This window comes from Clostridium grantii DSM 8605 (assembly GCF_900129965.1).
GTDB classification, from domain to species: Bacteria; Bacillota; Clostridia; order Clostridiales; family Clostridiaceae; genus Clostridium_AF; species Clostridium_AF grantii.
This window is the reverse complement of sequence record NZ_FQXM01000037.1, coordinates 1-22336: the sequence shown is the minus strand read 5'-3', so window position 1 is coordinate 22336 and position 22336 is coordinate 1. Positions and strand designations below refer to the sequence as shown.

The following is a 22336-nucleotide window of genomic DNA, read 5'->3' as shown; positions in this document are numbered from 1 at the left end:
TAAGCTTGTATTAAAATACTCATGACTTCCATTACTTAATTTCATGTAACTTGAATCTGATGTAAATGTTCCTGTTGTAGCTTCTTTATGATAAAAACTTATTTTATATGTTTTCCCTGGAGTTACTTCGATTACAGGGTTTAAATATGCATAATTATCTCCTGCATATCCCTGCATATAGAAATATTTTTCTCCCGTTCTTGCTGCTCCTGCATTACTGGTATTAGTGATTATTGTTGTTCCTGCTCCGTTTCTTGATTCAACCCCATTTATTTCAAGTTCAAAGCTTCCATCAACATATAAATTGTTATCTCCAATGTCTAGAAAGTTATTTCCCAACAAGGTCCCATTTGTAAATGGATAAACTTCCTTTGATTTTATGTTTCCACCACTATCATAAGAATAAGTAAATGTATTACCTATCACTTCATTATCTTCTCTTTTTAATTCATTTAACTCATTATAATAGTATTTTATTTGTTTACCATTCTCTGTTATTGTTTCGATGTTCCCATTAGCATCATAAGTATAAGCAATTTGACTACCACCGTTAGTTATAGTTTGTACTCTTGTGGTAGTTGAGTTGGCTACTGCTCCTGCTTCATAAGCATATTGTGTTACAAAGTTTGCGGTGCCTGTATTTATTGTTTTTGTACCAAGTCTTCCAAGTAGGTCATAATTAAATCCAATGTTATTCCCAGAATAAGCTATATTTTTTAATTTGCTGTCTTTATCATAAGTATAGCTTGTTGAGTGAGATATTCCGTTGATTTTTTCTGTTACATTACTAATATTGTTATCAAGGTCATACTCATATTTTACACTATTTCCATCAGATTCTTGAACTTTTCCTAGTCTTCCAGCAAGATCATATAAATACCTATAGTTAATTCCATTTACTAAGTCTTCGTGATAACCAAGATTTCCTTCGGCATCATATTGGTATTTATACTTTTCTACTCCATCATACTTTTCTCCAATTACTCTATCACTAGCATCATAAACAGGTTCTTTTGTGTCACCATTGCCATAAATAGATTTTTGCAAGATACTAGTTCTTGATTGAAAAATATTTTGAATTAAACTTTGGGAACCTACTTTTACTTCTGTATTATTGCCTAGAGAGTCATATGAGAAGTTATAGTTAAATCCGTTGTGATTTATAGATTTTATTCTGTCCTTTTCATATCCATAACTATTAGTAATCACTTGTCCATCTACTGTTTTTGAAACTGAATTTAGACGATCCAAGTTAGAATCATAAGCATAGGAGGTTGTTTTTCCTTTGGCATCTACAACACTATCTAAGGTTCCTTTTGTTTCATTATAATTGTAGTTTACTGTATTTCCTGATGAATCAGTTAATGTGTCTATATAATTTTTACTTGTAGTATATGTTGCAGTAGATTTTATAAATAAAGAGTCACTTCCTATTTTTGAAGTGAGAGGATTCCCCTTACTATCATAGGTAAATGAGTACACTACATTTTCTGCTGATGTTGCATTTAATAAATTATGATTTGAATCATAGTTATAATTAAATTTATTTCCTTTAGCGCTTGTTGCTTTAATTAAGTCATTACTTGAATTGTATTCAAATTGACTATTTTCTTCTGCTAAATCACTTACAGAAGTTACATTACCATTATCATCATATTGATAACTTTGACCAAATTCTTCTTTGTATAATTGTAATCCGTCAAAATATGCTACGTTCTCATTTCTGTAATATGAAAAATAAACCCTCATAGCTTTATAAGCTTCTTTTGCTATTACTCTATCTGATACAAATTGCCAGTCATTTGAATCTTGGTTAAAGGTGATTTTTTCCCATTGCCATGAATTATCCAACTTTAGAAAACCAGCATACATACAAAACTCTCTACCGTCTTGGGTTAAATCAACAGAAGCTCCTTTTGCCCAACCTGCAATAGTGAATACATCATTTGCATCACCAGATACATTTATTGTTTGGAAAACATCTTTATCTATAGGGATCCCAATGTGAAACTTAATTTATACTTGTTCCAAAAGCTAGACGCATCAACTAGTTTTGGACATGTATAAATTAATAGTTGAACTGGGAACCCTCTACAGTGCTACTACCATTAATTTTAAATACTTTTTTCTGATAATCAAGAATTGCTGGATATGTGGAATCATCAGATGTTACAATATCATCTCCACTATTACAACCTTCATCCTTCCCCCAAAATGTTGGTGTTTCTGTACCATATGTGAAATTTGCGTTTTCTACAAGATTATATCTATTTGCAATAGAACCATTTTCTAATTGCATGGCATCAAAATAGGCTGTACCTGTTTCTTCTTCTATACCAGCATTTACATATACTTCTCCTGTAAGTGCATCTGATGGTAATTTGAATGTAACTTGAAGTCTTTGCCAATCATTTGTTCCACTTATATGATCAGAATCTACTATTACCCAGGCACCAGTTCTATCCTTATAATATACAGATATAACTGCCCCTTTTCCACTAGAAATATTCTCGGTTTTTACATAACTGGATAATGTATAAGACTTACCTTTTTGCAGGGATAACTTTTGTTCATAAACATGTCTACTAGTTGTATTAGTTTTATTTATCTTCAAAGATTGTTTTCCTAAATAACTATATGCAGTACTATATGCTCCTGAACCGCTAGAACCTGCCCAAGGCTCTACAGTCCAGTTACTGTATACTTCAGCATTGTGGTTTTGTACATAATTTAACACTGAGCTTTGAAGCTTTGATTGAGTTGTTAATTTATTTTTATTAAATCCTGACTCATTATACTTATAATACTGCGCATATCCTTCATCATCCCTTATAGAAATTGTATTTCCATAGTCATTAAATTGGTAAATGTTTTTCTTTCCTCTATAATCTTTAAAAGTAGTTGTATTGTAACCATAGGTAACATCTAATTGCTCCCCTAAAGTTCCATTTGTATTACTTTCTTGAATTTTATTTATACGATAAGGTTTTACCGTATAGTAAGAATAAGTTATTCTATATCCGTCATAATTCTTAGCTTCACTTAGGTTATTATTAGCATCATAAGTATAGCTAGAATATTTGCCATCTGGATAAGTTATATATGTTAATTTTGAGTTTGTGTAAGTAAATGTTGTTTTTCTGTTACTTTGATCTATTATCTCTTTAAGGGAACCATCAGCATTTCTTGTTAAAGTAGTTTTTCTCTTAGCCCCATCTATTACTTCTATTAATGTGGTCCCACTATAATTTAATTGTATATAACTTCCGTTGTTATCATAAATTTTTTTAAGATATCCAGTAGAAGTAAATGTAAGTTTATTATCTTCTTTATCTTTTAAGACATATCTTTCATCGGTACTTGCACTATTTATAGTTAAAGTTATATTAAGGCCTGACTCATCCTTTATTTCTCCTGAAGCAGAATCTAACTTTAGATAGTGTTTTGTGCCATCTTCATCTGTATAAACATAATAATTTGTACCACCTATAGTTTGGTTTTCAATCCTTTGGCTTAAATTTGTTCTCCATCCAAATCCATATTTTATATCAGTAGATTTTTCATTACTATTGAATACATGATTTATTGATACAGGCATTAAGTTTCCATTCATGCTTAAATCATTATGGGTAAATATTAAATTACCATTGTAGTCATTAACAAAACCTGTCCCTGCTCTCCCTACGCTTTGAGAGTGGTATGTCCAATAACTTTCAAGTCCTGAATTATTTACATAGCTTAATACAATTTGAGGTCTAGCTCCAGCAATTGTTGTGTCTGAAGATCTATATTCTGTATATCCAGTTGATTCATCATGATTTTTAAGCATGAAGCCATAATTAGTTCCTGTTGAGTGCCATTCTTTTACTATTTCTGTAACATCCCATGAAAAATAGTTACCTGCCACCCCTTGCACTAATTTATAATCCTCAATTTTCGAGCTATATGCAGGTTTATTGTTCCAGGTTATTGTGGATGAACTCCAACTTCCTGTTACTTTATGCGCATCAACTTGCCTAGAAGTAGATGCGTCATTATTAAGCCATAAACATAATTCTGCATCAATAATCATGTCAGCAGATGATAACGTTGTAGGCAATTCAAATGACATATAACTTCTATTTATACCAGAAGAAGATCCATATCCTGTTTTTAAAATTGAACTGACTTGATAATTTGTACCAGCATAATTTTGAGATACATGAGCATCCATTATATCATTAACATCTAAAGAAGTTGTTAATGTTGGGTCTACATATATTGGATATACTCTATCTCCACTGTTTAGCCACTCATTACTAGGAGTTATGATTAACTCGTAGCCTTTCTTAGTCTCTTCTAACTTTATTTCTATATCTGTACTTTCTTCCCCATTAGAATCATACATAAATGGAGCATCTATAACAAATATAACATTTTCTTTATCTTCACTATCGTAGAAAGAAATACTTTTATCTTTATTAATTTCGGCGATTAAATTCTTTGCATATAAATTGAATCTAAATTCTGGATTGCTCGTTTTCTCATTAATAATAATAGTCTCTTTAAATTTATCTGGTTCTACATTATAACTTAAATCAACATTATTATAAATATCTTTGAAAATTACTGTGGACTCTGTTTTAGTTAAAGTTCTCTTTTTATCATTTTCACTTAATTCTTGTAGCTTATCTAAATTTCTATCAACTACTTCTAATTGGCTATTTTTATTTAAGTTATTATAATATTTAAGATTAACTTTATTCTCAGATATGCTATCCTCTTCTTTTTGTTTTGTTTGACTAACTTCAGTAGTTTCAGTAGTTTCGTCAGTTTCACTAGTTTCATCAACATCTTGTGTTGACTTATCACTGTCCTCCACATTTGAACTAGATTCAATTTCAGTTGAGTCTTCTATTTCACTTTCTCCTTGTGGCTCAACATCTTCGTTTATTTCAACGTCTTCTTCCGCTTCTATTACTTCTGTATTAGTTTCAATATCCTTTTCTGCGTTACTTTCAATTGTATCTTCAATGTCTGGAGTAGCTTCCTCTGTAGATTCTAATTGCTCCTCAATAGGCAAATTAGTATTATTCACATTATCTTCTGATATCTCAGATTCATCTACCAAATTCCAATATATTTCATACTTATCTTTTTTTATGCTTACCAATTTATTGGAATCAACTTTCTTTCCAAATTTAACCTTATAACTATTATTCTTATTTTCAAGAATACTATTATTATCTTCATCAGTACTGTCAATCAATGTGTTGTCTATATCTTCCCATTGACCATTGTTATTATAATGTACTGAATATGGATAAATTACTGCTTCATATGTATTATCTTCTTTTAAGAAATGCTTTACATTTCTTTCTCTTTTTTCAGTATCCTCTTTAACTATTTTAGATTCTTCTTTATTTATTTTATTTTCATAATTACTAAATTGTGGCTCAGTATAATTTTTATTGATATTCTCAGCCAATACAGTCATAGGTACTATGTTACATATAAAAATACTTAGAATTACCGTTGATACAATCTTCTTAAATGAACTCATTTGTTTTCCCCCTTGTCATTTGCCTAATTAAATTAGATTGATAAAATAGTATAAATTATAACAAGCACACCTTTTTAAAAATATTTACAATTAATTCATAATTATTGTACCACAATTATATGAATATGCAAATATTATAAGTATTTGTAGAAATTTGTCGATTTTTAAAAGAGTTATCCCTTTGCTTCACTTTTTTCTCATAGTTTAACGTTAAATACTCGATATCATGATACTATAATATAATTTTAAATATAGTTTTTAATTATACTAAAATTATGATTTTCTTCTTCAAATATTTTGTGATTAATTTATTAAAAATTTTTTCACCCTAAATATAATTATAAAAAAACTCCACACAATAATATAGGACAGGAATTTATCAATATAAAAAGTTAAAAGTAACAAGAATAATTAATAAACATAAATTAATTATATAATGTTCTAAATTTATGTTTAGAGATTTCAGTTCAACGCACAATGAATTCTCTATAGAATAACATAATAGCACATAATACAAGGAGTGATAACATGTGTGGTATTTGCGGTTGGATAGATTTTAATAACAATTTAGCATCAAAAAAAGATACACTTGTAAAAATGACTAATACATTATCATATAGAGGACCTGATGATTTTGGGTATTATTTATCCACTAGTGCTTTATTAGGTCATAGAAGACTAGTAATTGTAGATCCTACTGGTGGACTTCAACCAATGGTTAAATACAGTGCTGGTTCTAAATATATATTAGTTTATAATGGAGAATTATATAATACTGAGGATGTTAGAAAAGAATTACTTGAAGCAGGATACTCTTTTAATTCCTATTCTGATACAGAAGTACTTCTTACTGCTTACATTTATTGGGGTGAAAATTGCCTTAATCATATTAATGGCATATTCGCTTTTGCAGTTTGGAACGAAAAAGAAAAAGAACTTTTTATAGCTAGAGATCATTTAGGTGTAAAACCTTTGTTTTATACTGTAAAAAACAACTGTCTTATTTTTGGTTCAGAATTAAAAGCTATTTTAGCTAATCCTTTAGTAGAAGCAGTTATAGATAAAGATAGTATTACAGAAATTTTTTCACTGGGTCCCGCAAGAGCCCTAGGAAGTGCAATTTTTAAAGGAATACATGAAATTCCTCCTGCACATTCTTTAACATTTAATAAAAATAAATTAGAACTAAAAAATTATTGGAAGCCTTCTTGTGAAGAACACACTGAAGACGCTGATACAACTGCTGAGCATTTAAGACATTTGCTTACAGATGCTATAAAAAGACAACTAGTAGGGGATGTTCCTGTTTGTACATTTTTATCAGGTGGATTAGATTCAAGTATAATATCTTATGTTGCATCAAAAAATTTTAAAGAAAAAGGGAAAGTATTAGATACTTATTCTATTGATTATAAAGATAATGACCTTTATTTTAAATCTAATAAATATCAACCTACTTCCGATAGTTTTTATGCTTTAGAAATGGCAAAATTTATTGCTAGTAACCATCATTCCATAATTAATACAAATGACAGACTTGCTGAAACTCTTTTTGAGGCTGTTAAAGCTTATGATCTTCCTGGCATGGCAGATATAGATTCCTCTCTTTATTTATTCTGCAAAGAAGTAAGGAAAAATCATACTGTAGCTTTATCTGGTGAATGTGCAGATGAAATTTTTGGTGGTTATCCTTGGTTTACAAACAAGGAATCAGTATTTGGTAATAAATTCCCATGGTATACAAAACTTAATGAAAGAAAAAAATTATTATCTGATAGTCTACAATCTATAGATTTAGAAGATGCTTCATATGAGCACTATAAAAAAACTATTGCTGAAGTACCTCATATAGATGGAGAATCCCAATTAGATTTCAAGCAAAGAGAATTATTTTATTTAAATATTAAATGGTTTATGATAACTTTATTAAATAGAAAAGATAGGATGAGCATGGCTAATAGTTTAGAAGCAAGAGTACCCTTTGCCGATCATAGACTAGTACAATATGCTTTCAATATTCCTGCTGAAATAAAATTTTATCAAGGTCGTGAGAAAGGAATTTTAAGAAAAGCTTTCAAAGATATTTTACCTGATAGCATAGTAGATAGAAAGAAAAGTCCTTATCCTAAAACTCACAGTCCTGAATACACAAAAATTGTACAGAAATGGATGCAATCTATTTTAGATGATAAAAATTCTCCTATTCTTCAATTAATCAATAAAGAAGAGGTCCAAAAATTAGTTTCCTCAGGAGGTTCTTCATATAAACTTCCATGGTTTGGACAATTAATGACAGGTCCTCAGCTAATTGCTTATTTAATTCAAATTAATACTTGGCTAAAAGAATATAATGTGAAAATTGAACTATAAAAAAGACCCGGTGTTTATCACCCCTTAAAATTTTTGTCTTACTTTTTATGTAAATGAATTTAATCACACCTTCTTTTATGTTAATATTATACTATCAAATATTTTAATATTATTATACGAGGAGACCTTAAGATGAAAAAGAAAAAAAATAGCATCATCGGTATTATTCTTATATTTTTAGGCATTTCTATAATTTCCATAGCTTTATATATGAGAATAACCTCTAGTTTAGAGCAAAAAGCTATGATTAAAGATTTTCAAGCTGAACTAAATACTATACAAGACTCTATAAATTCTTCTGAAGATCAAGTTATAGAAGATGAAGTTGTAGAAAATGTGGAAGAAACACCAGAAAAAAAACCTGAAATTTCTCTTAACTCAAAAGCCATAGGTATTATGTCTATTCCTAAAATAGAATTAGAAGTAGCTATAGGGGAAGGGGTTGATATGAATACCTTAAAATATGCACTTGGTCACTTTCCAAACACGCCTATGCCCGGTGTTACCGGAAATTTTGCTGTAGCCGGACATAGAAGCTACACCTATAATAAATATTTTAATAGATTAGATGAACTAGAAATTGGGGATGAAATTAATGTAACTACTCTTGATGGTGACTTCACTTATAAAGTAGATAATATTAGTATTGTGGAACCTGAAGAAGTTTCTGTTCTAAATTCCACAACAAATTCTACTATAACCCTTGTAACTTGTACTCCAGTTAGAGTTGCTACTCATAGATTGATAATAAAAGGAACTTTGGTAAATTAGAGCTTATCCACATTTTATCCACATTCCTGTGGATAATGTTAATAACTATAATAAAAATAAGATACAACATCTGTTGTATCTTATTTTTATTATAACTATATATAGTATATAGTCACATTTTATATTTACTATTCCACATCCTATATTTACCATTGCATGTGTTATATTTAGATCTAGTTTTATAATTTAAGTTTGAATCCTTAAGTTATACACAGTCTTACTATTTAATTAACATATTTACCACAAGTTATCCACAAAACTGTTGATATCTTTCCTATATCTATTAATTAAAATCCACTAGGGGGTAGGTTTTCTGTGAATGCATAATCCCATTCTCCTTCAGCATAATTATTAACAATATAATATTTATATGTTGTATTATTTTTTTTATCCACAAATTCCACTATACATTTAAAAATTTTACTTGTGTATCCAGTAGTTGTTATGTTCATAATAACATCATATGAATCATTTTTTTCCTTATCCAGAATTTCCATATTTTTTGGTAATTTATTTTTAAATTCTTCAATATCTAGAGTGAGTATAAATTTCATAACCTCTCTATCATCTAAAATATTTATACCTACCTTTTTATCCTCTATTGAATTCTTATATTTATCTATAGATTTAAGTATATTTTCATAATAAACCGTATTAAAATCTGACGGTCTTCTTATATTCCAAAAATATTTAATGATATCATTATCTAGACGCTTAGAAACAATATAAGATTCATTAGAATTATAAAAATTAGCTGAATCTGTTTTGTCCACACCTGCAACATAATAAAATTCTTTAATAGTTTCGTTTTTATCTTCAATCCTAAATATATAATCCGGATCTAAACTTATTTTTTCTTCCACAACTTTAGCATTAGATAATATATCATATATTTCCGAAATTGAAGCCTCGTCCTTAACTATAAATGTATAACTTTTATCTCTAGTATTTTCTATAGTAATTTTTTTTACATTTCCATCATTCATATAATCAAAGTTAGTATTGGTTATTCCAACTTTAACTTTAAAATCATCCACTGTTCCACATCCTGTAAAAAAAACAACTATTATTAACATAAAAAAAAGGCTTTTGTTTTTACAATTTATTTTCACAAGTCCACCACCTATTAAATTTCAAATTAATCATTCGTAAAATTTATTATAGCATAGTAAAGAAAAAATCTCATTTCATTTTTAAAGAGTTAACAATTATATCAATTTCCTTAAGTACTTCTTCCTCTTTAGTATCTTTTTTAAAATAAAAAGATACTCTAAGAAAACCATTTTTATATTTTATAAAAGTCTCATAAGCACTATAAATTTCCGAACCTCCTAGCTCAACATTATATGTTACTATGTATGCTTCCTTCTCTTTAATAAGTGTATTTTTTATATTATAATTTTTTGTACTACCCTGTTTTTCTGCCACCCCCTTACTCTCTTCTAGAAAAAGTTTTAAATCATTCGGTTTACTCCACACCTGTATAAATCCTCTAATTTGATTATCTTCAGAAAAAAATTCATTATGATAAGTTATTTCACCTCCATCAAAAATTCTTAAATTTGTTTCCCATTTTTCCGGCAAAGAATATTTTATCTCACCTTCATTAATACTATATTCCTTGTAACCACCAACTGTTTCCACCACCTCTTTTGTTTGGAATATACCCCCTAAATAAAACAAAAAAGCCATACACATAATAGTAACTGTTAACAACCCAACTTTTTTAGCATCAATAAATAATACTTTCATTTTACCTCCAAATATAATTGCTCACTATATTTATATGTTGTAAACACAAAAAATTAAACTATATTTAATTAAACATAGTTTAATTTTTTTTATTTTACTTTACTGGTATTACTACACAAGAATTTTTAAAATCATAAAACATTAACCAATATCCCATTTTAGAGTCATCCCCATTATCAATTGGAACCCAAGTTACAAAACCTGTTTTCCCATCAAAAGGTCTATCACTTCTTTTCTTCATTCCTGGGATTGCGTAAATAATGTATTTTAAATATCCTTCTTTATTACATTTATACCCCAATAAATAATGCTTATATTTATTAATATAAGAATAATAACCTAACATAGGATAATAAGCCACAGTATATTTATTGTAGTCCTTCATTTTAGCTGAATCAGATAAATCACTTTCTTTTATCTTATACCATTTGCACTTTCCTAATTTAGGATTAAAGTCTTTTACTTCCTCAAATCCTTCCACTACTTCAAGAAAGAATTTTCCCATTTTGCCTTTAGGATAATTATCTTTACTACATCTATCCATATCCATATCCATATCCAAATGGTCATTATCCTCTGATTCTTTTGTTTCTTCTATTTCTTCACTTTCATCTTCAATTTCTTCTGAACTTTGGCTATCTTCTTCATCACTTTCATCATCATCATTTTGTATTTTTTTAGATTCCTCGATTGATTTTTCATATTCATCAAATACAGGAACATCTTCTTTCTTTTCTCTACTTGTTCTAGACTCTTCATCTTCCACAACTTTTTTTTCTTCAATAAAAGTCTCAACTATATTTTCTTCTTCAATTTTAGTTGTTTCTACTGGGTATGCCTTCCACCCTTCTAGCTCATTTCCATTTACAAATCCTGATAAAATAGTACTCATTTTAGAATCTACAAATCTTACTATGGCTGCCCCTTTAATCTTGTTTATGGTGATTTTACAATTTGCAATATTCCTAGCATCATAATCGTTAGAAATATCACATCTTCCATATTGATCTAGCTTAAGCTCCCCTAGATTAATTATTTTTTTCTCTTCCCTTTCATTACAAATAAGTACCATATAATAAGGAGCTTCTAAATTCTTAAGATTCTGAACATAATAACTTATTTTGCATTTATCCGATTTTTTTTCTATTTTTGCATATCCAGTAGGAAATTTATCATTCCCAATTGAATACCCCTTTTCATCTTCTTGTAATATAATAAAGTGCCTACTATAGTTTCCTTTTGAAGACAATTCAACATCCTCCAATTTAATTATTCATTATTATAAATATATGTATAAATCTCAAAAAATGAACCTTTTTTTAATTGGATATAAAAAATATTATATTGTTAATGATAAAAGTATTTAAAACTAAGTTAAGCTACAACATTTGCCTAGGACTTATACTTTTCCATAGCATACATTGTAGCTTATTTTAACCTTATTTGTTTATTTATCTACCTACTATAATAAATCTAAAATTGCATCAGACAGCTGTGCAAACTCTTCTATTGAAAGCGTTTCTCCTCTTCTTCCTCCATCAATGCCTGCATTCTCAAAAGCTTTATCAATCATCTCACCGGATAAAATCTTCATACTTTTAATTCCATTTCTTAATGTTTTTCTTCTCATATTAAAAGATTGCCTAACAATTTTCATAAACAAAGTATAATCTTTCATTTCTGTTCTAGGCTTATCTAATTTCAAAAGCTTTATAACAATTGAATCAACTTTAGGTTGAGGAATAAAAGCATTAGAGGAAACATATCTAACTATTTCTACATCACAATAATATTGAACAAGTATAGATAAAGAACCATACTCTTTAGTTCCTGGTTCAGCTCCTATTCTTTCTGCTACTTCCTTTTGAATCATTATAGTCAAACTATCAAAATTATAACCTTCTGTTAAAATTTTAGCTATTATTGGTGTAGTTACATAATAAGGCAAGTTTGCTACAAATTTAACTTTTTCATCTTTAATAAGTTCATTAAAATCTACTTTTAAAGCATCTTTGTTTATAAGGGTAAAGTTATCATACTCTTTTAACTCTTCCTGTAAAATAGGCACTAAAGAAGAATCCAATTCTATAGAGTAAACTTTTTTAGCTTTTTCTAATAACTCTTTTGTTAGAGTTCCAACACCTGGTCCAATTTCTATTACCACATCATCCTTTGTTAATTTCGCACTATTAACTATATCATCTAAAACTGATTGATCTGTTAAAAAATTTTGACCAAGACTTTTTGTAAATTTAAAGCCATATTTATTTACTAATTCTTTAGTATTTAATTTATTCATTTTCTATCTCCTTATTGACTTTATCTAAAGCTTTGATAAATTCATCTTTTCCAATCCCAAAATTATTTAGCCTAGTAATAAATTGTGCCGAATTGCAATATCCTATGCCTAATTCCCCGCCTAAAATTGTTCTTTTTTTCTTTGCTTTTGCATTTCCAGTCAACCCAAAGAAAAATAAATCCTGGGAACAGAAAACTTTTCTTTTATCTTTTAATTCACATTTAGCTCTTTCAAGCGCTTTTATAATTGTTCCTGGCGAGGCATTTTCAACCCCGATATCATCATCTTTTAAGCCCTCTTCTTTTGTTATATAAGCATGTTTAATGCCCTCAACTCTTTTAGAAATAATTTTTCTAATCTTCTCTCCTGCAAAGTCAGGATCTGTAAAGACTATTACTCCCTGCCTTTTTTGAGCTTCAATTATTCTATCAATTACTTTTTTATTTATGCCGAATCCACCAACAGCAATAATTTCTGCATCAACGGCTCTTTTTACCGCAGTTATATCATCTCTACCTTCAACTACTATAACTTCTTTTATCATATCTCAAACTCCTTATTTATAGACATACCTTACGTAAACTTAATTTATTCATGTCAAAAATCTCAGGTATTTGTGAGTTTTGGACTTGAATAAATTAATAGTTGAAGTGGTATGTCTTTATAGCTTAATCACTAATATTGTCATCCATAGACACTTTATTGTCAAGTGAAAAAACACAAAGAAAAATAGAGCGTAAAACGCTCTATTTAAGTACATATACTTTAACTGTTCTAACACCAAAATTATAACACTCACTTTTAGTATCAAAATATAAGTCGACTATGTTTCCTTTAATAGCTCCACCGGTATCTGCAGCTATTGCATATCCATAACCCTCAACATATAACTTTGTTCCAAGCGGAATAACTCGAGGATCAACTGCAATAGTACTATATCCGTTTGGATCTCTTACAACTTGTCTTCCAGAAGCCGTTTTTCCATAACCTGCATCTCCAGGACTTTTTCCAGTATCTGAATAACTTAATGTGTATGAAGTAGCTTTCATGCTCATAACATTAGTATATGTTATACTCCCACCACGGGATAAAGCTAATTGTCCCAATGTACCTACCGAAACAATTTCATCTACTGGTTGTTTAACAACAGAATCACTAACAACTGTTCTAGACACTTCTTTTCCATCTTCATATACAACTTGTGTTTTTATTTGTCTTTCTCCTGTTTGCCCTTGTTGAACTGTACTTTTAGTTCCCTCATAGGCATTGTAGTCTTTTTTTACAACAGTAGAATAATCAATTGCCTCAGTTTGAACATCAATTACTGTATTCACTCTAGTGATTACAATATTAAGTCCATTCTGAATTTTTTGATCCAAATCTAGAGAAACAATATCTTCTTTTCCTAAAATAACCTCTTGATAAGCAAGTACACTTGCAACATCTTCTTCAGCTGTTAATAGGTTTCTAGTTTCTCCATCTACTAGTAATTGAACACTTTTAGCTTTAGTAATGCTAATCAAGTCTCCGTCAATTACAGTACTTTTCAGGCTTGGCTCTATTTTATCCTTTGGTCCCAGAACAATGTCATTACCTGCAAGGATACTTGCTACCTCACTTCTATATGTGGTAATATTAGTCTCTTTTCCGTCAATTACTACTTTGATTTTTTTCTCCATGTTCCCAATACTTATAAATGTGCTAACACATATAAGTACACCTAAACAAAATGTCAATAGGCCCGTTGAAAAGTATTTTTTCAAACTGAAACTCGGTTTAATAAACATATACAACCCCCTTGACTAAACAATGTTAACAATTATACCCCAAAACTAATTTTTAGTCAAATTTGGTATAATTATTACCGATTATTTGTCTGATTTGTGAGTATATATAAATGTATCATATACATAGGGAAAGTATACTTCACACCATATACATATGATACTACTTATCGAATTTATGCATCAGTTTATTATAAGATATCAATTTATTACGAGCTTAGTTTTATGTCAAATAATTCTTGGGCATTTTTAATAGATGCCTCTTCAATATCTTTAAATGAAACCGCTCTAAGTTCTGCTATAGTTTTTATTATATTTGGTATATAATCTGATCTATTCCGCTTACCCCTATGTGGTTCTGGAGTCATATACGGACAATCTGTTTCCACCAATATTCTGTTTAAAGGAATTTCTTTCGCAACATTTTTTATCTTCTTTGCATTCTTAAATGTCACAACTCCAGTAAACCCTATATAATATCCTTGCTTTAAGCATTCCTTAGCAAACTCTACACTTCCAGAAAAACTATGTATAACTCCCCTGACTTCAGGGTAATCCTTAATAATATTAAGTACATCTTCATGAGCTTCTCTATCATGTATAACTACTGGTAAATTAAGTTCTCTAGCTAACTCCATCTGCTTTCTCATAACCTTTATCTGAATGTCCTTAGAAGGATTTTCCTCCCAATAATAGTCCAGTCCTATTTCTCCAATAGCCTTAACTTTAGTGTCAAGAGCCATTTTCTTTAACTGATTATAAACTTCTTCATCAAATTCATTGGCACATTCAGGATGTATTCCTATAGCTGCATAGAAAAAATTATGCTCCTCAGACAGCTTTAAAGATGCCAAGGTGCCCTTTAATGAGGATCCACAGTTCAACACTGCTGCAACTCCATTTTCTCTTAATTCAGTTATAACAGTCTCTCTATCCTCATCAAATCTTTCATCATCATAATGTGCATGAGTATCAAATATCATATTTGCCTCCTTATGCATGCTAAATAGAAATTATTATAATTATATCATACTTCTAAAATTTAGCAAGATTATTTCCATTTATTTACTTTTTAGTCACAAAATTAATTTGGTTTTTTTTAGAAATTTGACATTAGTGCAGATAAAAGACCCATAATCAAACCTAAAAGTGCACCTAACCAAGTTATTGCATTTAATTCTTTACTAGCAATTTCCAATATTATCTTTTCTGCATATGAAACTTCAAAATCATTAATTTTATCTTCAACAATTTTTCTTATTTCTAAAGCATTCAAAAATTCTTCTGCATTGTTTTCTATAAACTTGTCATAAACATCTTCTGCAAAATCAGAAGCAATATTAGAAATATTTTTACCACTCCATGTGGAAATATCATTAATTGTTAGCATTTCTGCTTTATTTATGGTGTTATTTACCCATTGAGTAATCTTTGTTTCTAATTCTCCATTTGTATTTAATTTTTCTAATAAGCTATCTATTAGTTTACCTATAATTTGATTTGCATCAACATTTATACCTTGTAGAAGCTCCTGAATAGTATCTACTGATTCAATCTTATTTTCTATAGCGCTTTCCACTTTTTCTAAAATTTCATTAGTAATAACCTTACCTTGAATAAATTCAGCCAAATATGCGCTATTATCTTTAATTTTATTATCCGCAAACTCTTTAGTTAAAGTAGAAATATTATTCTTCAAAATAGTATCAATTAAATTATTTATTACTAGCACTATGTCTCTTTGAGATTCTTCTTCTTCTAACTTTGCATAAATAGCTTTTATAGCTTTATCATAAATACTTTCAGGATTTATAAACATAGCCATCATAGGATTTAAATTTTGATTAATCATCTCAAAAACAGTTTCTTTGAGCTTGATTTGAATACTATCTTTTTTTATAAAATCTTTAATAAATAAAGAGATATCTTCTCTTCGATTGTACATTACTACCTTTGCTGAACCCACTATCCCCTTAGGAATTACTTCTTCCACTGTGACCTTACTATTATTTAAATCCAAAATTTTGTTTTCTATGCCATTAGCTAACAAAATTTTAAATTCACTAGAATCTTTGTACTCAATAGTTTTACCTAAAATATTTTCTTTTAAACTTAAATATAATTGATTATCTAATATTGTACTAGGATTCTTACTTATTTCTTTTGAAATAAGATTAAATGTAGTTGTTTTAATTTCCTTCACGAATTCATCACTTTTTATTGAAGTAAATATAAATTTGCTCAGCTTGTCTTGCAAATATTCTTTTGCTATGCAATATTTATTTCCAAGAAGTAATGAAAGCTGCTCCTTTAAAGTAGCCCCACTATCCTCAATAGCTTTTATTTTATCTTCTACCCATTTTTTAAGCTTTCCATTCATTTCTTCAGAGCATAAAGACTCAATTAGTGTTTCACTTGTAAGCAAATGATCTCCTATTGCATCTCCCACGCTCTTAGCTATTCTAGCTTTTTCTTTAGGTATAAGCCCTGGAGTAAAAGGAACTTTCATCCCAAAAATTCTTTTTTCTGTATGTGGTTTAAACAACATTTTTATTGCAAGCCAATTAGTAATATATCCTATAACGGACCCCGTAATTGCTGTAATTAAAATTCTTATCATAAAGTTTCTTGTCATTTTAATCTTCCCTTCTAATATTTTTCGATAACAATAATTTTACTACAAATAAGAAATATTACAATATGTTTATACTTTTATTAGATAGAAAGTAAAAAGAATGGTTTATTACCATTCCTTTGAGCTTGATTTATTATTCATATTTTTGTACTAAAGCAATATTGCTTTTATCCAAATTTGTTAGTCTGCTTTCTACATTCTTACTATCCGGGTAATACCATTCATACTGATAAAAGTAGTTTGAATACTCTTGCATGGAAAAAATATACCCGTGCTTTGCATAATAAGCATTTCGCAACAATGCTAATTCTGTTGAATTTAACTGACATAAAAGAGACTCTTCTAGCCCTTGCTCCAAATCAATCATTATATAATCTCCAGCACCTCTATCAAAATAAATACAAAAATACCCAATATAATTATTTTCCTGTTGATAAGATGTAAATGTATCCTCATATTCTTGTACCAACTTAACATTATCTTGATCTATACTACTTAAACTCTTTTCCACATTGCTACTTATAGGATTGTACCATGAATATTGTTTAAAATAATTCAAGTATTTTTCCTGTGAAAATTTATATCCATGTTTAGCATAATATCCGTTTCTAACATAGGATAACTCTTCCTCAGTTAATTTCCAAAGAATTTCTTCACTCAATCTTTCATTTAAATCAATATAAATGAAATAACCTGAACCCAAATCTAATTTCATGATATAATCTCTATTATTTTTAATCCTACTATTAGATTTTGAGGTTGGTATTTCTATATTATTTACTTTAGATTTATCATATTCATCTATTAATCTAATATTTTCTTTGTCTAGAACAGTTAATTCATTTTCCACATTATCACTTAATGGTTTATACCATTTAAATTGATTAAAGTAATTCAAATACCTTCCATCTGGAAATTCATATCCATATTTTGCATAATACCCATTTCTTATAACCATAAGCTCATCATCATTAAGTCTTGTTAAAAGTTCTTCATTTAATTTTTCATCTAAGTTTATTTCAATAGCATTGTTTGATCCCAAATTTAGCTTGATTATTCTTGACTTATTACTATCTGAATTACTAAGACTTTGTTTATTTGTAGCATCTTCAACCTTTGGTACATTATCATTAGTTTTTGATAATGTTTTGTTTGCTATGTCCTTAACGCTCGAACACCCACCCAATAAACTATTAATGGTCATAATTAATCCTATAATCAAAATATGTTTGATTACTTTTTTCAACTTTAACCCTCCCAGAATATTAAATATATAAACTCTAATTATAATATGCTGTTTTCATTATATTTGTTACAAAATACTCATAATCTTTTTAATAAAAAAAGAGCCTTTTTAGGCCCTCTTTCATTAGAAAAATTTATTATTCTATTAATCCAATATCTTTTAAAAACTGATCCGCAACTTTTCTTGGATCCGCTCCCTCATCTACTTGATAATTTAAATCTATCATTTGATCTTCACTTATTTTATTCTCAAGTAAATTTAATACTTCTTCTAATTCTGGATACTCTTCAAGAGTTTCTTGTCTTACTAAAGGAATTGCATAATAGCCTGGGAAGAAATTCATATCATCTTCTAATGTTTTTAATCCAAACTTCTTTAACAATCCATCTGTTGAAAATGCATCTGTTACATCTGAATTCTTTTCATTTAAAGCTGTATATCTAAGTCCACCATCTATACCTTTTACTTCAGAGAAGTTTAAATTATAAAGTTTTTGTAATCCTAAATATCCATCTTCTCTTTCCGAAAATTCCATAGTAGATCCTAGTATCATATCAGGACTTACCCTAGCTAAATCTGATATAGATTCTAATCCATATTCTTCTGCCGTTTCATTTCTTACTGCTAAAACATAAGTGTTATTAAAACCTAAGGATTTTAAGAATTTCAAGTTATATTCTTTATTAAAATAATCCTGTATAACATTATATGCCTCTTCTTTATCTACAATTGGAGATTGTTCCATAATGCTGACTAAAGCAGTACCAGAATATTCTACATAAATATCTACATCTCCAGCTTTAATTGCTTCAAAAACTATACTTGATCCACCTAAATTCAATTTTCTATCAACATTTAAATCAGTTTTTTCTTCAATTAATGTGGCCATTATATTACCTAAAATTAATTGTTCATTGTAATTCTTAGATGCAATAACTATTGTATCTTTAGCTGATTTATTACTATTAAAGAAATAAACTATAGAAGACACCAAAATTATTCCAATTAAAATTAAACTTATTAAAGATTTCATCTTTTTATTTTTAACAATTTTTCCTTTATTAGCTTTAATACCTTCTGGAGTAACTATATTTTCAATTTTACCTATAACAAAATCCATGAATAAAGCTAATATACAAGCTGGTATTGCTCCTGCTAAAATCATATTGTTATTTACAGTTTGAACTCCTGTAAATACCATATATCCTAATCCGCCGGCACCTATAAATGCTGCTATTGTCATAAGTCCAACAGCTGTAACTGCTGCTATTCTAATACCAGCCATTATAACTGGAAGAGCTAAAGGCAATTGTACTCTTCTAAGCATTTGGCTTTTAGTCATACCCATTCCTTTTGCTGCTTCTAACATATCTGGATTTATATTAGCAAGTCCAGTATAAGTATTTTTAACAATAGGAAGTAATGAATACAAAAACACCATTACTATAGCTGGTGTACTACCTATCCCTAAAACTGGAATCAAAAACCCCAGTAAGGCTAAACTAGGCACTGCTTGTATTACATTTGCTACCCCAATTACTGGTGAAGCGAGTTTTTTGTTTTTGGTAATTAAAATACCAATAGGTACCCCTACTACTACTGCCACTAATACAGCCATAACTGTTAACATAATATGTTGAAAAAACAAATCGCCTACTTGATCAATTCTACTTAAAAAATAATTAAAGAAATCCATTATATTTCCACCTCCGTATCAAGAAATTGAGTACTTAATATGGAAATCAAACTACTTTTAGTAATTAATCCTTTTAAAATATTTCCATCATCAACTACCGGTACGTAACCTACATTCTTCTCATTCATAATTGCTAGTACGTCAATTATACTAGAATCCATATCTGTAGTTACAACTTCTTGTTGCATAATCTCTTCTAAAGTAACTTTTCTATCTATATTTCTTCTTATATCTTTTGCTGTAACTATACCCACTAGTTTCTTTTCTTTATCTGTTACAAGCAAACTATCTACACTATGATTTTTCATTATCTCAATTGCTTGTACTATAGTTCTGCTTCCATTTGCTTTTACAGGATTATCTATCATAATATCAGATACTTTTATAAATTCCGGATTATTCCATATTCTATTTTTCCCTACAAATTCTTCTACAAAATCATGTTCAGGATTTTTTAGAATTTCCTCTGGAGTATCAAATTGAACAATATTTCCATCTTTCATAATACAGATTCTATCTCCTAATTTAAGAGCCTCGTCCATATCATGAGTTACAAAAACTATAGTCTTCTTTAATTTTTGCTGTAACTCGTACAATTCTTCTTGAAGACTTTCTCTTGTTATAGGGTCTAGTGCACTAAAAGGCTCATCCATTAAAATTACTTCTGGATTTGTTGCAAAAGCTCTAGCTACACCTATTCTTTGTTGCTGTCCACCTGAAAGTTCATTTGGATATCTGTCTTTATATTCAACTGGATCTAATCCAACTAATTCAAGCATTTCATCAACTTTTTTATCTATTTCTTCTTCGCTCCATTTTTTTAGTGAAGCAACTATTCCTATATTTTCTTTTATAGTCATGTGCGGAAATAATCCAGTTTGTTGAATAACATATCCTATATTTCTTCTAAGATTTATAGCATCTGTTTCATTAATATCTTTTCCATCAATCAAAATTTTACCCTCTGATTTATTGATTAATCTATTTATCATCTTAAGTGTAGTTGTTTTTCCGCAACCAGATGGACCTATAAGAACAACCAACTCACCTTTGTTAATTTTCAAGTCTATTCCTTTTAAAACTTCAGAATTATTATACTTCTTTCTAACTTGAATAAATTCTATCATTTAATCACTCCCTACAATTTTTTTACAAACAACTCAACTTTATATGGAAGTTGTTTCAAGCTACAACTTAGTATATCAGGAAAGTTGTCACTTTGTCAAATAAAAAAAATAAACATCTAATGCTAAGCATTATGTTTATTTTCTTATAAAAGCTAAAACTTTTTCTTCAAAGCCTGAATTACCTAGTACAAAAAGCTTATCCCCTTCTTCTATAATAGTTTTTGGAGATGGAGATATATCTATCTTTTCTTTTCTTAAAATTCCAACAATTGTAGCATTAGTATTATTCCAAAAATCTATTTCACTTAAACTTTTACCAATGAAAGAACTATTCAGTGGAACATCTATCTCTGTAGGTTCAAACTGATTACTACTTTTAAATTTATAAGCATAATCAATCAATTTCTCATTTAACTCATATAAATCCTTTTCCATGTTTTTTCTTTGTTCAAGTAAAGATTTAATTTGATTTATAAGAGAATCTAAATTTTGTTTTTCTTCATATTTTTCAATAAATTTCAAAGCAGCATCAGTAGATTTAACTAATATTCCACTACCTTGATTCACTATAACTACATCTTCTTCTTCTAATAGTTTCATAGCTTTTCTAATAGTTTCTGGTGAAACTCCATATTCACTTGATAGAATTGATCTCCCCTTTAATTTAGCATCTTTTATTAAATGTTTTTTATATATTCTAGTTGCTATATCTAAAGAAATTTTAACGTATGTGGGCGTTCCTGTTCTACTGCTCATAACATCCTCCTTATAACTATATAAACTCTCGGAATTAACCGAGTGTTATGTTTTAAGGGTTTCCTCAAAACACTTTAGTTGTAATCCTCCTACTTTTAGTAGGAAGTTTTTTATTTTCTTAAAGTGAAATTGGAAATTTCACTTCTAAAAAACATTGTTAAAACTCAAAAAAACACTTGACTTTTGAAAATCAACCCAATAATCGCATTGAAGGGATTACTTCCTTTACTAACTGTGATTGGGGTGTTACAAATGAAACCTAAATATGTTTCTCATGAATCTTATCAAAACTTTGTATTATCAAATCTTCAAAAACATTACGCCGGAGGCATTCTTACACTTGTGAATAATGATTGGC

The 22336-nt window shown here is 28.9% G+C and carries 15 protein-coding genes and 1 pseudogene; 2 read left to right on the top strand and 14 right to left on the bottom strand.

Annotation, left to right across the window (positions count from 1 at the left end; translation table 11 throughout):
* Positions 1 to 1872: pseudogene (locus tag BUB83_RS19330) on the bottom strand (hypothetical protein); the annotation flags it as partial.
* 196 nt (positions 1873 to 2068) lie between these two features.
* The gene (locus BUB83_RS19325; RefSeq protein ID WP_073340759.1) at positions 2069 to 5542 is read right to left on the bottom strand and encodes a DNRLRE domain-containing protein; all 3474 of its coding nucleotides are present in this window, start codon (positions 5540 to 5542) and stop codon (positions 2069 to 2071) included.
* Positions 5543 to 6070: 528 nt separating this feature from the next.
* On the opposite strand from BUB83_RS19325, the gene asnB reads away from it, so the two are divergent.
* Both asnB and BUB83_RS19315 read left to right on the top strand, forming a co-directional pair.
* Complete coding sequence (gene asnB / locus BUB83_RS19320) at positions 6071 to 7912, top strand: asparagine synthase (glutamine-hydrolyzing) (protein WP_073340758.1); 1842 nt, start codon at positions 6071 to 6073, stop codon at positions 7910 to 7912.
* A gap of 132 nt (positions 7913 to 8044) precedes the next feature.
* Positions 8045 to 8683, top strand: coding sequence for a class D sortase (locus BUB83_RS19315; RefSeq protein WP_073340757.1), 639 nt, complete (start codon positions 8045 to 8047; stop codon positions 8681 to 8683).
* Positions 8684 to 8970: 287 nt separating this feature from the next.
* Here the strand turns inward: BUB83_RS19315 and BUB83_RS19310 are convergent, their stop codons facing one another.
* The 12 genes from BUB83_RS19310 to BUB83_RS19255 all read right to left on the bottom strand — a co-directional run bounded on the left by BUB83_RS19310 (position 8971) and on the right by BUB83_RS19255 (position 21978).
* The gene (locus BUB83_RS19310; RefSeq protein WP_084133698.1) at positions 8971 to 9795 is read right to left on the bottom strand and encodes a YhfM domain-containing protein; all 825 of its coding nucleotides are present in this window, start codon (positions 9793 to 9795) and stop codon (positions 8971 to 8973) included.
* Between the two features lie 70 nt (positions 9796 to 9865).
* Positions 9866 to 10435: a hypothetical protein gene (locus BUB83_RS19305; RefSeq protein ID WP_073340756.1), complete on the bottom strand. Its 570-nt coding sequence runs from the start codon at positions 10433 to 10435 to the stop codon at positions 9866 to 9868.
* Positions 10436 to 10529: 94 nt separating this feature from the next.
* Complete coding sequence (locus tag BUB83_RS19300; RefSeq protein WP_073340755.1) at positions 10530 to 11684, bottom strand: DUF7922 domain-containing protein; 1155 nt, start codon at positions 11682 to 11684, stop codon at positions 10530 to 10532.
* A gap of 213 nt (positions 11685 to 11897) precedes the next feature.
* Positions 11898 to 12734 carry a 16S rRNA (adenine(1518)-N(6)/adenine(1519)-N(6))-dimethyltransferase RsmA gene (gene rsmA / locus BUB83_RS19295; RefSeq protein ID WP_073340754.1) on the bottom strand — a complete coding sequence of 279 codons (837 nt, stop codon included), beginning with the start codon at positions 12732 to 12734 and terminating at the stop codon, positions 11898 to 11900.
* Entirely contained in the window at positions 12727 to 13278 is a 552-nt protein-coding gene (rnmV, locus tag BUB83_RS19290) for a ribonuclease M5 (RefSeq protein ID WP_073340753.1), read from the bottom strand. The genes rsmA and rnmV overlap by 8 nt, the downstream gene beginning before the upstream one ends.
* A gap of 202 nt (positions 13279 to 13480) precedes the next feature.
* The gene (locus tag BUB83_RS22820; RefSeq protein WP_073340752.1) at positions 13481 to 14521 is read right to left on the bottom strand and encodes a 3D domain-containing protein; all 1041 of its coding nucleotides are present in this window, start codon (positions 14519 to 14521) and stop codon (positions 13481 to 13483) included.
* A gap of 206 nt (positions 14522 to 14727) precedes the next feature.
* Positions 14728 to 15501, bottom strand: a complete 774-nt coding sequence (locus BUB83_RS19280; RefSeq protein ID WP_073340751.1) for a TatD family hydrolase — start codon at positions 15499 to 15501, stop codon at positions 14728 to 14730.
* A 116-nt stretch (positions 15502 to 15617) separates the two neighbouring features.
* Positions 15618 to 17153 (bottom strand): DUF445 family protein, encoded by a 1536-nt coding sequence (locus BUB83_RS19275; RefSeq protein ID WP_073340750.1) that lies wholly within the window; start codon positions 17151 to 17153, stop codon positions 15618 to 15620.
* A gap of 133 nt (positions 17154 to 17286) precedes the next feature.
* Entirely contained in the window at positions 17287 to 18399 is a 1113-nt protein-coding gene (locus BUB83_RS19270; protein ID WP_073340749.1) for a YARHG domain-containing protein, read from the bottom strand.
* Positions 18400 to 18535: 136 nt separating this feature from the next.
* Positions 18536 to 20095 (bottom strand): ABC transporter permease/substrate-binding protein, encoded by a 1560-nt coding sequence (locus BUB83_RS19265; RefSeq protein ID WP_073340748.1) that lies wholly within the window; start codon positions 20093 to 20095, stop codon positions 18536 to 18538.
* A complete protein-coding gene (locus tag BUB83_RS19260) occupies positions 20095 to 21222 on the bottom strand; it encodes an ABC transporter ATP-binding protein (RefSeq protein WP_073340747.1) in 1128 nt (375 codons plus the stop codon). Before BUB83_RS19260 ends, BUB83_RS19265 begins: the two co-directional genes overlap by 1 nt.
* 135 nt (positions 21223 to 21357) lie before the next feature.
* On the bottom strand, positions 21358 to 21978 hold the full coding sequence (locus BUB83_RS19255; protein ID WP_073340746.1) for a TrkA C-terminal domain-containing protein: 621 nt from the start codon (positions 21976 to 21978) through the stop codon (positions 21358 to 21360).
* Between the last annotated feature and the right edge of the window lie 358 nt (positions 21979 to 22336).

Bases quoted from the DNA above. Each gene is read 5' to 3' on its own strand.
- BUB83_RS19325 (WP_073340759.1), bottom strand. From the start codon at position 5,542: ATGAGTTCATTTAAGAAGATTGTATCAACGGTAATTCTAAGTATTTTT.
- asnB (WP_073340758.1), top strand. From the start codon at position 6,071: ATGTGTGGTATTTGCGGTTGGATAGATTTTAATAACAATTTAGCATCA.
- BUB83_RS19315 (WP_073340757.1), top strand. From the start codon at position 8,045: ATGAAAAAGAAAAAAAATAGCATCATCGGTATTATTCTTATATTTTTA.
- BUB83_RS19305 (WP_073340756.1), bottom strand. From the start codon at position 10,435: ATGAAAGTATTATTTATTGATGCTAAAAAAGTTGGGTTGTTAACAGTT.
- rsmA (WP_073340754.1), bottom strand. From the start codon at position 12,734: ATGAATAAATTAAATACTAAAGAATTAGTAAATAAATATGGCTTTAAA.
- rnmV (WP_073340753.1), bottom strand. From the start codon at position 13,278: ATGATAAAAGAAGTTATAGTAGTTGAAGGTAGAGATGATATAACTGCG.
- BUB83_RS22820 (WP_073340752.1), bottom strand. From the start codon at position 14,521: ATGTTTATTAAACCGAGTTTCAGTTTGAAAAAATACTTTTCAACGGGC.
- BUB83_RS19280 (WP_073340751.1), bottom strand. From the start codon at position 15,501: ATGATATTTGATACTCATGCACATTATGATGATGAAAGATTTGATGAG.
- BUB83_RS19275 (WP_073340750.1), bottom strand. From the start codon at position 17,153: ATGACAAGAAACTTTATGATAAGAATTTTAATTACAGCAATTACGGGG.
- BUB83_RS19265 (WP_073340748.1), bottom strand. From the start codon at position 20,095: ATGGATTTCTTTAATTATTTTTTAAGTAGAATTGATCAAGTAGGCGAT.
- BUB83_RS19260 (WP_073340747.1), bottom strand. From the start codon at position 21,222: ATGATAGAATTTATTCAAGTTAGAAAGAAGTATAATAATTCTGAAGTT.
- BUB83_RS19255 (WP_073340746.1), bottom strand. From the start codon at position 21,978: ATGAGCAGTAGAACAGGAACGCCCACATACGTTAAAATTTCTTTAGAT.